General features: G+C 64.5%; 8 protein-coding genes and 6 pseudogenes. 7 read left to right on the forward strand and 7 right to left on the reverse strand.

Going from position 1 to position 9,990, the window contains the following annotated elements; all coding sequences use genetic code 11:
* The coding region (locus BST44_RS28085) for an IS30 family transposase (RefSeq protein WP_244184972.1) at window positions 1-524 on the forward strand (524 nt) is incomplete at its 5' end.
* A gap of 32 nt (window positions 525-556) precedes the next feature.
* Here the strand turns inward: BST44_RS28085 and BST44_RS28090 are convergent.
* From BST44_RS28090 to BST44_RS28120, 7 genes and pseudogenes are all read right to left on the reverse strand, one after another.
* Window positions 557-1,039: pseudogene (locus BST44_RS28090) on the reverse strand (transposase); the annotation flags it as partial.
* A gap of 48 nt (window positions 1,040-1,087) precedes the next feature.
* The gene (locus tag BST44_RS28095) at window positions 1,088-1,756 is read right to left on the reverse strand and encodes a cation:proton antiporter (protein WP_007168473.1); all 669 of its coding nucleotides are present in this window, start codon (window positions 1,754-1,756) and stop codon (window positions 1,088-1,090) included.
* Window positions 1,757-2,048: 292 nt separating this feature from the next.
* On the reverse strand, window positions 2,049-3,158 hold the full coding sequence (locus tag BST44_RS28100) for an NAD(P)H-dependent amine dehydrogenase family protein (protein ID WP_007168472.1): 1,110 nt from the start codon (window positions 3,156-3,158) through the stop codon (window positions 2,049-2,051).
* A gap of 596 nt (window positions 3,159-3,754) precedes the next feature.
* A pseudogene (locus tag BST44_RS30580) lies at window positions 3,755-3,988 on the reverse strand (hypothetical protein); the annotation flags it as partial.
* A gap of 403 nt (window positions 3,989-4,391) precedes the next feature.
* The gene (locus BST44_RS28115) at window positions 4,392-4,841 is read right to left on the reverse strand and encodes a DDE-type integrase/transposase/recombinase (RefSeq protein ID WP_007168470.1); all 450 of its coding nucleotides are present in this window, start codon (window positions 4,839-4,841) and stop codon (window positions 4,392-4,394) included.
* A gap of 75 nt (window positions 4,842-4,916) precedes the next feature.
* Window positions 4,917-5,072, reverse strand: a complete 156-nt coding sequence (locus BST44_RS30235) for a hypothetical protein (protein ID WP_154074411.1) — start codon at window positions 5,070-5,072, stop codon at window positions 4,917-4,919.
* Window positions 5,069-5,347 carry a transposase gene (locus tag BST44_RS28120; RefSeq protein WP_007168468.1) on the reverse strand — a complete coding sequence of 93 codons (279 nt, stop codon included), beginning with the start codon at window positions 5,345-5,347 and terminating at the stop codon, window positions 5,069-5,071. The genes BST44_RS30235 and BST44_RS28120 overlap by 4 nt, the downstream gene beginning before the upstream one ends.
* Window positions 5,348-5,695: 348 nt before the next feature.
* Between BST44_RS28120 and fdxA the strand changes: the two genes are divergently transcribed.
* From fdxA to BST44_RS28145, 6 genes and pseudogenes are all read left to right on the forward strand, one after another.
* The gene (fdxA, locus tag BST44_RS28125) at window positions 5,696-6,022 is read left to right on the forward strand and encodes a ferredoxin (protein WP_007168467.1); all 327 of its coding nucleotides are present in this window, start codon (window positions 5,696-5,698) and stop codon (window positions 6,020-6,022) included.
* A gap of 62 nt (window positions 6,023-6,084) precedes the next feature.
* A pseudogene (gene dapC / locus BST44_RS28130) lies at window positions 6,085-7,170 on the forward strand (succinyldiaminopimelate transaminase).
* Window positions 7,171-7,265: 95 nt separating this feature from the next.
* A pseudogene (locus tag BST44_RS28135) lies at window positions 7,266-8,153 on the forward strand (APC family permease); the annotation flags it as partial.
* Window positions 8,146-8,298: pseudogene (locus tag BST44_RS30585) on the forward strand (hypothetical protein); the annotation flags it as partial. The pseudogenes BST44_RS28135 and BST44_RS30585, both read left to right, overlap by 8 nt.
* 46 nt (window positions 8,299-8,344) lie before the next feature.
* Entirely contained in the window at window positions 8,345-9,751 is a 1,407-nt protein-coding gene (locus BST44_RS28140) for a DDE-type integrase/transposase/recombinase (protein WP_007168461.1), read from the forward strand.
* A pseudogene (locus BST44_RS28145) lies at window positions 9,748-9,909 on the forward strand (ExeA family protein); the annotation flags it as partial. The gene BST44_RS28140 and the pseudogene BST44_RS28145, both read left to right, overlap by 4 nt.
* Between the last annotated feature and the right edge of the window lie 81 nt (window positions 9,910-9,990).

A 9,990-nucleotide genomic window follows, 5' to 3' on the forward strand; every position in this document is an offset into this window, starting at 1 on the left:
CGTCCGGTGCGGAGGGCGGGCCGGGGAAACGGGCCAGGAGCAATCCCGGCACCGCGCCCCGGTCCGACCCCTACATCGTCGGCGCCCAGCAGCGGTCGGCGGTCGCAACGCTGGTGGAACGAAAGATGCGTCTAACACTGCTGATTCGACTGCCGAATGGACATTCGGCACAGCATGTCGGGGATGCCCTGATCGCAACGTTCACCCAAATGCCGGTCAAACTGCGCCGGACCCTGACTTGGGACCAGGGCAACGAGATGTTTCATCACAAACGTATCGAGGCGGCGACAGGGCTGAAGATCTACTTCGCCGACCCACACTCACCTTGGCAACGCGGAAGTAATGAGAACGCCAATGGGCTTGTACGCCAATACTTACCAAAGGGCACCGACCTCAGCATCTGGGACGACGGCCAACTCCGGCAGATCGCCGATGAACTCAACGACCGCCCACGACTGTGCCTCAAGGACAACACCCCGACCGAACTTCTGCGACGATGGGAGCGTCAGTACACACTTCACTGATTCGCAACGATGAGTGGAATCCGCCCGGGCACCAGTGGCCGGTTACACCAGTCGGTCATCTCGGCGACTACCTTGTCGGTGATCCGCGAGATCGTGTCCTTGGATACCGTGGCGCCGTAGACGTCGGCGAAGTGGGCAGCGACCTCACCGGTGGTCAATCCCTTTGCCGTGAGTGACAATACGATCTCGTCGATACCCGTCAGCCGACGCTGACGCTTCTTGACAATCTGCGGCTCGAAGCTGCTGTTGGTGTCGCGAGGCACTTCGATCTCGACGGCGCCGATCTCGGTGAGCACCGTCTTGGCCCTGGTGTCGTTGCGGGAGTTCCCGCTGCCGCGCCCGGCAGGGTCGTGCTTGTCATAGCCCAGGTGCTCGGCCATCTCGGCATCCAGCGCGGTCTCCAGCACGTTCTTGGTCAACTGATTCAGCAGCCCGTTCGGGCCGACCAGCTCGACACCCTGTTCTTTTGCCTGCGCCAGCAGCTGCTCAGCGAGCTGCCGTTGATCCAGTTCCATCGCCACAGGATCGAGTGTTTCTGACATCGTCAGTCCTTCCCGCCAAGCTCACGCTCGGCGTGACAGACCAAGATCAGATCCACCGTTGTTCAGACAGTCCCGCCAGCCTTTACGCATGACGTAGTCGAGCCAAGTACCGGCGAACTGGGAGGTGAGCACGGCTGCGATTACCTGTGTGGTGTAGAACTTTGAGCTGATGATGCCGGCGTCGAAGGCGACATTGGCCAAAACGATGCCGGGGCCACCGCGGGCGTTGGTGGTGATCGCAAGGTTGATCAGGTCAAGTCCCCGGAAACCCGCGAACCGCCCGGCGAGCGATACCGACATCACTTTGATCGCGCAGGTGCCGACAATGAAGATGACGATCATCCATACCGAGACGCCGCGGATGAGATCCAGCTTCAGGCCGACGATCGCGAAGTAGATGGGAATGAAGAAGGCGAAGGAGACTTTGCCGATTGCCTCGAGCGCGTCGGCGAAGATCCTGCGCTTCCTATGCGCGACGGCAAAACCTGCGAGGAACGCCGCGAAGACGAGGTTGACGTCGAGGGCTCCGACAACTGCGCAGTATGCCAGCAGGACCGCTATGGGGTAGCCGGTGGGCGACTGCCGCGCAAAGACATTCCAGCGAGAAGTGTTGATGCGCTTGATGACGCGTGGAACAAGCTTGAGCCCGAGGATGAAGTAGGCCACCGTTGCGAAAAGGTGCCAGAACATCTGCCACGGATGCAGAGTCGTCTTGCCTGAACCGTGTGTCCAGGATTTTCAGGTCGGCGAAGATTTTTGACACCGCCGGCACCGAGGTGACAGCGACCCCGACCGCAAGGATGACGTGGCTTCATCGCCCCCACTGCCCGCACGAAATACCCGCCGGAGCGAGAACCCTCCTGGTCCGCAAGCTCATTGACGGCGCGCAAAACCTGAGCGGTGGCCTCGTGGCTCACGGCCCGGATTCGCGGGATCCTCCCGCCGTCTCCCGGCTGATTCGGGCCCAGCGGTTTTGTAATCGCTACAAGCGCACCAGGCCGCGCAGCGGCACAAGCCCGAGCTCCTTATGGGTGAGGAATCCAGGCGGGGCGTCACAAACGGCTGGAATCGCGTTCGCGGGGCCCATCGCGGTCCAGGTGTAGCCCGGCTTCGGGTAGTTGCCCTGCGCATCCGGAGGCGCTTGGAGGATCAGCTCGGTGGGTTCGTCGCCCTCGATCACGATGCGATAGTGATAGTGACCGCCCCAATCAGGCTGCGGCTCAATGGCATTGTATTCGTCCATCGTGTACATCTCGTGGAATGTGATGAAGGTCTTGTTGTCCACCCAAGTCGTCCACTTGTGATGCTGTGAGGCGACTGTTCCCTTCTTGATCACGCCCTTAAAGCCTGGCATGTCGCTGGTCGGCCCCCCTTCGTACCGGATGTCGCGCGTGGCCGTCCCTAACTCTACATCCGTTGTGTACTTGTCGACCGTCTTGCCGAATCCGTCCGCCACCATGGCCATCGACTGGGCGAACAACGGCCATGCGTTCCCCAGGAGATTCGGTCCGGCCAGAAACTCTTCGGGATCGCTCCCCATCCCCATCTCGTGCAGGTACTTCAAAGTGTCCTTGCCGAAATTCACCACCTCGTAGATGTGGATAGCGTCGATCCGGCTGACGATTCGGGCCAGCGTCAGCACGAGCAGGTCTCCGGCAAAGCCAGGATTGATACCACCTGCGTGGAACGAAGTACCGCCCTCGTGACACGCTGCGTCGATCTTGTCGATATCCGCCTTGCTGTGTTCGGTTCGATACCACCATGCGCCACCCGAGGCGACGACGTTCTTGCCCCCGCGCAGCAGACGGCAGACCTCTTCGGGATCGGACCAAAGTGGCGCATAGAACACGCAATCGGCGTCAAGCGCTTCGATGGCTTCCTTGTCGGTGGTCGCAAGCACACCGATCGGCGCGGCGCCGACGAGCTCACCGGCATCCTTGCCAACTTTTTCCGGACGATTACAGAGCACGCCGACCACCTCGTACGCAGGGTTACCGACGAAATGGCGAAGCGCCACCGTTCCGACGTTGCCGACGCCCCACTGGCCCGACCTGGACCGGAGCAGATGTCGAGATGGTTCCTGGAGCCGCACTCCCCGTAACTGATATCGCCGTCATGCGCGTAGTCACGGTAGATCCGCAGCATTCGTCCCACGCCAGGTTTCTTCGCGGTCGCACCTGCGGGCGCGGGCCGCTTCCATAGATCGCCCGACTCGGTGCGACGCTCGGGACCCAGGCCGGCATCGAGCGCAGCGGTCAGCGGTTCGTCGGCCTTTCGCCCGACGTGGCGCAAGCCCAGCAGCCCCAGCCACCGCCGCCAGCGCCGTGACCTGGACGCCGAGCGATTGCATTGGAAGTTCCGACGCGAAAACCGAGCCGTACGGGCGCTTAGTCAGCGCCCGGTAACCATTGGCGGTGAATGCGAAACCCAACACGGACACCAACACGGCTGCCAGTCGCTTCACAGCTGTCCTTTCCGTCGACCGCGGGCATGACGTACACCGCCCACTAGTTAACGAATCTAACTGCCCGGCTTTCGGCCATTTACACCCCTCGGGTCAGCCCGATATCCGGCCAAAAGATTACGTTTCGCTGCGTTGCCCGGATTCCCCGGAGTCCCCGGGCCTGCCGGCCTTCGCGGGGTCCTCGATCACGTGATATGTCGGGTCGATCATCGAAATGGGCCCGCGACCGCGGCGATCACCGTCACCGCATCGGCGACCACCCCGCCGGCCGGCTCAGGCATCACCGGATCGGGGTCCACCGCGCGCAACCAGACCGTGAACATTGACCGCACCGCCTCGGCCCGCTCGGCGAAGCGACGCAGCCAGCCCCGCACCGTCTCCACCGGACGGGCCAAGTCGGCCGCGATCCGGCGAAACCCCACCCGCCGCCGCAACGCCTTGGCAGCCAGCGCCGACACGATCACCGCCGCAGTGTCGGCACGGCGCAGCAACGCGGTCACGGGCAACAACACATGCGTCACCCCGCAGCCGGTGCATCGCGACCGGCGAGGACACAACCGCACCGACCCGTCCCGACCGCGCAGCTGTCGCGGCCTGGCCCACCCCCAACGCGCCAGCACGCTGCTGCATGCCGGGCAGCTCAACTCGCCCGCCGCCAGCCTGCGCTCGACCACATCGACATCTGCCTCTACCGTGACCACTGCGCCTCCAAGCGCGAAGACGGCCCTCCCGCAGACTCCGCCCAGAGACATCGGGAGGGCCGCCGCCCACAACGACGTGATCACCGTGCCGCCCCGACACCACAAAGACCAAACGCAGAAACGACCGGCCGACGAACTGATCACCGTCAGTGCCGGATCGCTACCCCCAAGTGCTCAACCTGAATGCCCCCGAACACGGTGCGCCGGGTTGGATGAACACGGCGCCTACCGAGCCGAAGCGGGCCCAGTCGGCGAGGGCGTGACTGGTCAGTTCGGGTCCGTTGTCCATTCGGATGTGTTCGGGCTTGCGGCCAGTGGTCATGATCAGTTCGTCGAGCAGTCCGGTGGTCTGATCGGCGTTCCACGACCGACGTGGCCGTGTCGCCAACGCCTCGCGGGTGAACTCGTCGATGACGTTGAGGAAACGCAGCTGGCGGCCGTCGACGGTGAGGTCGTGCTGGTAGTCCAGCGCCCACACGTGATCGGGGCGGGCCGCCGCCATGCGCCGGTGCGCCGCACTGTGGCCCAGGCGCAGCCGCTTGCGGGTCTTCGACGGACGTTGCAGCCGTTCGTCTTTCCACAATCGGTGCGTGCGTTTGGGATTGACCACGAGGCCTTCTGACTTGGCGATGGCGTGCGCCTTGCGCCAGCCCCACCGCGGATGGCTGATGGCGATCTCCCGCAGTCAGGCGCGCAGCCGCTGTTCGACGCCATCGGGTCGTTGCGGCCCATACTGCTGCACCGAGCGGTGTTGGCCGACCACCCGGCAGGCACGCCGCTGCGAGACCCCGAACCGCTCGACGAGCATCACCACCGCTCGCCGCCGACGGTCGGGGCTCACCAGTTTCCCCGGCTCATCTCCTTGAGCATGTCGATGTCGAGGGCCTGCTCGGCGACCAGCTTCTTGAGCCGCTGATTCTCCCGCTCAAGCTCCTTGAGCCGTTTGGTGTCTTCGGCTTTCATCCCGCCGTACTGATTTCGCCAGCGATGCCAGGTCTGCTCACTGACCTCCAGATGCCGGCAGACCTCCCCGAGGTCTTTGCCCTCACCGAGCAGCCGTTCACCCTCACGAAGCTTGCGGACCACCTGCTCCGGTGTATGCCGTCGACGTGCCATGAATCGAGTCCTCCTCGCCCCAATTCTGGGGCATCGGACTCCCACAGGAACTTGATCAACCAGGGGGTAACTGGTAGCCCGAGCCGGCCTGTTCGCACAGCGACACCAAGGTCGCGTACGCCGGTGCCATCCGGGCAGCAGAAATGGCACACCACGCCGCTGTGCGACTAGGTGCGACTAGGTGCATAGCACTGCGGTCTGACGGGCGTGCCAAGTGGTTGACGTGTATGTGCAACGTCTAGTATCAGTAATCAAACGCTTTGTCTGGAAGCGGTCCAGAACCGCCGCGACAATGCGAACGGCAGCCCACACGGGGCATTACATGGAGGACACCTTGAGGAGACGTCCGTGACGTACACAATTGCCGAACCCTGCGTCGACATCAAGGACAAGGCATGCATTGAGGAGTGCCCGGTCGACTGCATCTACGAGGGTGCTCGGATGCTCTACATCCACCCCGATGAATGCGTCGACTGTGGGGCTTGTGAACCGGTCTGCCCTGTCGAAGCGATCTACTACGAAGACGATGTGCCCGAACAGTGGAGCCAGTACACGCAGATCAACGCCGACTTTTTCGTTGAGCTGGGGTCGCCGGGTGGTGCGGCCAAGGTCGGCATGACCGAGAACGATCCCCAAGTGGTGAAGGATCTGCCACCGCAGGGCGAAGGCGACTGAGCGCGCCGGTGCTGCAGAAGCCCGGGATGGGCCGACTGGGGGTACCACCCGCTCGCAGGGGAGTGTCGGCCTCCCTGCCGGATTTCCCTTGGGACACGTCGGCCGAGGCGGAGGCGCTGGCCGGGTCCCATCCGGACGGCATCGTCGACTTGTCCATCGGCACTCCGGTAGATCCGGTTGCGCCGGTGATCCGAGAGGCGTTGGCGGCCGCCAGTTCCGCGCCGGGCTATCCGGCAACCGCCGGTACTGCGCGGCTGCGTGAAGCGGCAGTGGCTGCCCTTGACCGCCGCTTCGGCATCACCGGGCTGACCAAGGCGGCCGTGCTGCCGGTGATCGGTAGCAAAGAACTCATCGCCTGGCTACCGACCCTGCTGGGCCTGGGCCCAGCGGATGTGGTCGTGGCGCCGGAACTGGCGTATCCGACGTATGACGTCGGCGCCCGGCTGGCGGGAGCGCAGGTGCTGCTCGCGGACTCGCTGACCCAGTTGGGCCCGCAATCGGTGACACTGGTGTATCTGAACTCCCCGAGCAACCCGACCGGGCGCGTGCTGGGCGCCGAACACCTGCGCAAGGTGGTGGGGTGGTCGCGCGATCGTGGCGTTGTGGTGGCTTCCGACGAGTGCTACCTGGGATTGGGCTGGGATGCCGAGCCATTGTCGGTGCTGCATCCGTCCATCTGCGATGGCGACCACACCGGGCTGCTAGCGCTGCACTCGCTCTCGAAGAGCTCGTCGCTCGCGGGATACCGGGCCGGTTTCGTCGCCGGTGATCCCGCCCTGGTCGTCGAACTGCTGGCAGTACGCAGACATGCCAGGAATGATGGTGCCGACGCCGGTGCAGGCTGCCATGGTGGCCGCGCTGGACGACGACGATCACGAAAAGCTGCAGCGCGAGCGGTACGCGCGGCGGCGGGCGGCCCTGTTGCCGGCGCTGCGCTCAGCCGGTTTTGCTATCGACTATTCGGAAGCAGGACTCTACTTGTGGGCCACCCGCGGTGAGCCATGCCGGGACAGCATCCGTGGTTGGCCACGCGCGGCATCCTGGTGGCGCCCGGCGAGTTCTACGGCCCGCGCGGTGCACAGCATGTGCGGGTTGCGCTGACCGCCACTGACGAGCGCGTCGCCGCCGCGGCCGGCCGCCTCGCTTAGCTTGCGCACCCGCGTGGAGGGGGCGGGCGGCAGAATGCATCGAAGGCGTTGCCAAGTGCTTCCTTAGCGCTCAACCTCGGGTAAAGAATGTGGTCGTGACAACTTCGACTGGCAAGCAGCGTATCCCGGCGACTGTCGGGGACATAGCCAAGCGCGTCTTTCTGGGAAAGCCGCTGATTACCGAGAACCTGACATCCGAGAAGTTGTCGAATCCCGTTGCGCTTGGGGCACTTTCACCGGACGCAATCTCATCGACCGCATACGGCCCGGAGCAGATCTTGATCGAACTGCTGCCCCAGGCCGGGCTGGCGGCGTTGGCGCGCGGGAGAATTTCGGACCCCGGGTCGCGCAGGTCGCGGCCGCTGCACTGTTGATCGACTATGTGGTCACGGTGGCAGTGCAGTCGGCGGCTGGAACGGTGGCGGTGGTGTCGGCGATCCCGGTGTTGGGTCCCTACAGCCTAGCCATCACGGTTGGCGTGGTGCTTGTCATCTGCTACCTGAACCTGCGTGGCTTAAAGGAAGCGGGAATGCCGTTCGCGGTGGCGACCTACTCCTTCATCGCCATGATCAGTCTGACGATCGTGGTGGGTGTCATTCGCGAAATATTTTGGGAATTACCGGTGTACGACCCGCATCACCTGGCCGGAACGGTGCCGGTACAGCAGGGCAACGGCTTGGTGATGGGCGCCACGATCCTGACCTTGCTGCGTTCGTTCGCCAACGGGGGTTCGTCATTGACCGGGGTTGAGGCGATTTCCAAATACAGTCGACGTCTTCCGAAAGCCGCAGGGCGTCAACGCACGTCGAGTGCTCACCGCGATGGCCTGCATTCTCGGGTTCTTGCTGGCCGGTGTCGCCTATCTCGCGTACGTCACTCATGCAACGCCGTATGTCACTGAATATCCATCGGTCTTGTCGCGGGTCGGTCGTGCGGTCTTCGGCAACGGACCAATCGGCGATATCTTCTTCGTCCTCGTCCGTGATCGAGCGCCGGTTCGCGCTGCCCGAGGTGTCGCTGGCCGAAGTCGCGGTGGCGGTCTCCGGTGGCCGGTTGTTGGCGTCGGGCTGGCCCGGGGAGTGGGTGCAACACGAGTCGACCCTGCCGCCAAGGCAGATGAGGCCGTAATCCTGTGCGCTGTCGTGTGTTTAAAAGACAGCAAAGGAGGCGGCCGGTGGTGGTCGGCGATGATGAGGCGAGGGTGCGGGCCGAGCGGGCCCGGGTGATCGGATTGTTCCGGTACCAGTTGATCCGGGAGGCCGCCGAGCCGGCGCACTCCACCAAGGAGCGGGGAAAGATAGTGCGCGAGTTGGCGTCGCGCGAGCACACCGACCCGTTTGGGCGGCGGGTGCGGATCTCGCGGCAGACCATCGATCGGTGGATTAGGGACTGGCGTGCCGGCGGGTTCGATGCGCTGGTGCCCAGCCCGCGCCAATGCACGCCGCGCACCCCGGCCGAAGTGCTGGAGCTGGCGGTGGCGCTGCGTCGGGAGAACCCCGCCCGCACCGCCGCGGCGATCCGCCGGATCCTGCTCACCCAGTTGGGCTGGGCGCCCGATGAGCGGACCCTGCAACGCAACTTCCACCGGTTGGGGCTGACCGCCGGCACCGGTTGCGGGTCGGCGCCGGTGTTCGGCCGGTTCGAGGCTGAGCACCCCAACGACCTGTGGACCGGGGATGCGCTGCACGGCATCGCGATCGCGGCCCGTAAAACCTATTTATTCGCGTTCTTGGATGATCATTCCCGGCTGCTGCCCGGCTATCGGTGGGGGTATGCCGAGGACACCGTGCGGCTGGCCGCCGCACTGCGCCCGGCGCTGGCTTCGCGCGGCGTCCCCAAGGCCGTGTATGTCGATAACGGATCGGCCTATATAGACACGTGGTTGTTGAGGGCGTGCGCGAAACTCGGTGTGCGCCTGGTGCATTCGACACCGCATCGGCCGGAAGGGCGAGGGAAGATAGAGAGGTTTTTCAGGACCGTGCGTGAGCAGTTCCTGGTCGAGATCACCGGCGAGCCCGACGTCGCCGGACGCCACCACGTCGCCGATCTGGCCGAATTGAACCGGCTCTTTGCGGCCTGGGTCGAAACTGTCTACCACCGCACCGTCCATTCCGAAACCGGGCAGACCCCGCTGGCCCGCTGGTGCGCGTCTGGCCCGGTCGGCCTGCCCGCCCCGGAGGCGCTCACCGAGGCGTTTTTGTGGGAGGAGCACCGCCGCGTCACCAAGACGGCGACCGTCTCGTTGCACGGCAACAGCTACGAGGTCGACCCCGCACTGGTTGGGCGCAAGGTGGAGCTGGTATTCGACCCGTTCGATTTGACCCGCATCGAGGTGCGTCTGGCCGGCGTGCCGATGGGGCTAGCGATCCCGCACCACATCGGGCGGCACTCGCACCCCAAGGCCAAACCCGAAACCCCGTCGATACCACCGAAACCCACTGGTGTCGACTACGCGCGGCTGATCGAGACCGCGCATCAGACCGAACTGGCCCGCGGCGTCAACTACGCCGCCCTGACTGGGGCCGACCAGATCCCCGGCCAGCTCGACCTACTCACCGGCGAAGAGGCCCAACCCCGATGATGGACAACCTGATCTCCTACTACGGTTTCTCGCGCACGCCGTTCGGCCGCGACCTGGCCCCCGGCATGCTGCACCGCCACAGCGCCCACAACGAAGCCCTCGCCCGCATCGGCTGGTGCATCGCCGAACGCCGCATCGGCGTGATCACCGGCGAGGTGTCCGTGTAAAGGTTCAAGACATGTTGGACGGCAGGGGTTCTAGAGATCCTTGACGGGTTCAGCAGATCTTTGACGGTCTGG

The organism is Mycobacterium scrofulaceum, from assembly GCF_002086735.1.
In the GTDB taxonomy this organism is placed as follows: domain Bacteria; phylum Actinomycetota; class Actinomycetes; order Mycobacteriales; family Mycobacteriaceae; genus Mycobacterium; species Mycobacterium scrofulaceum.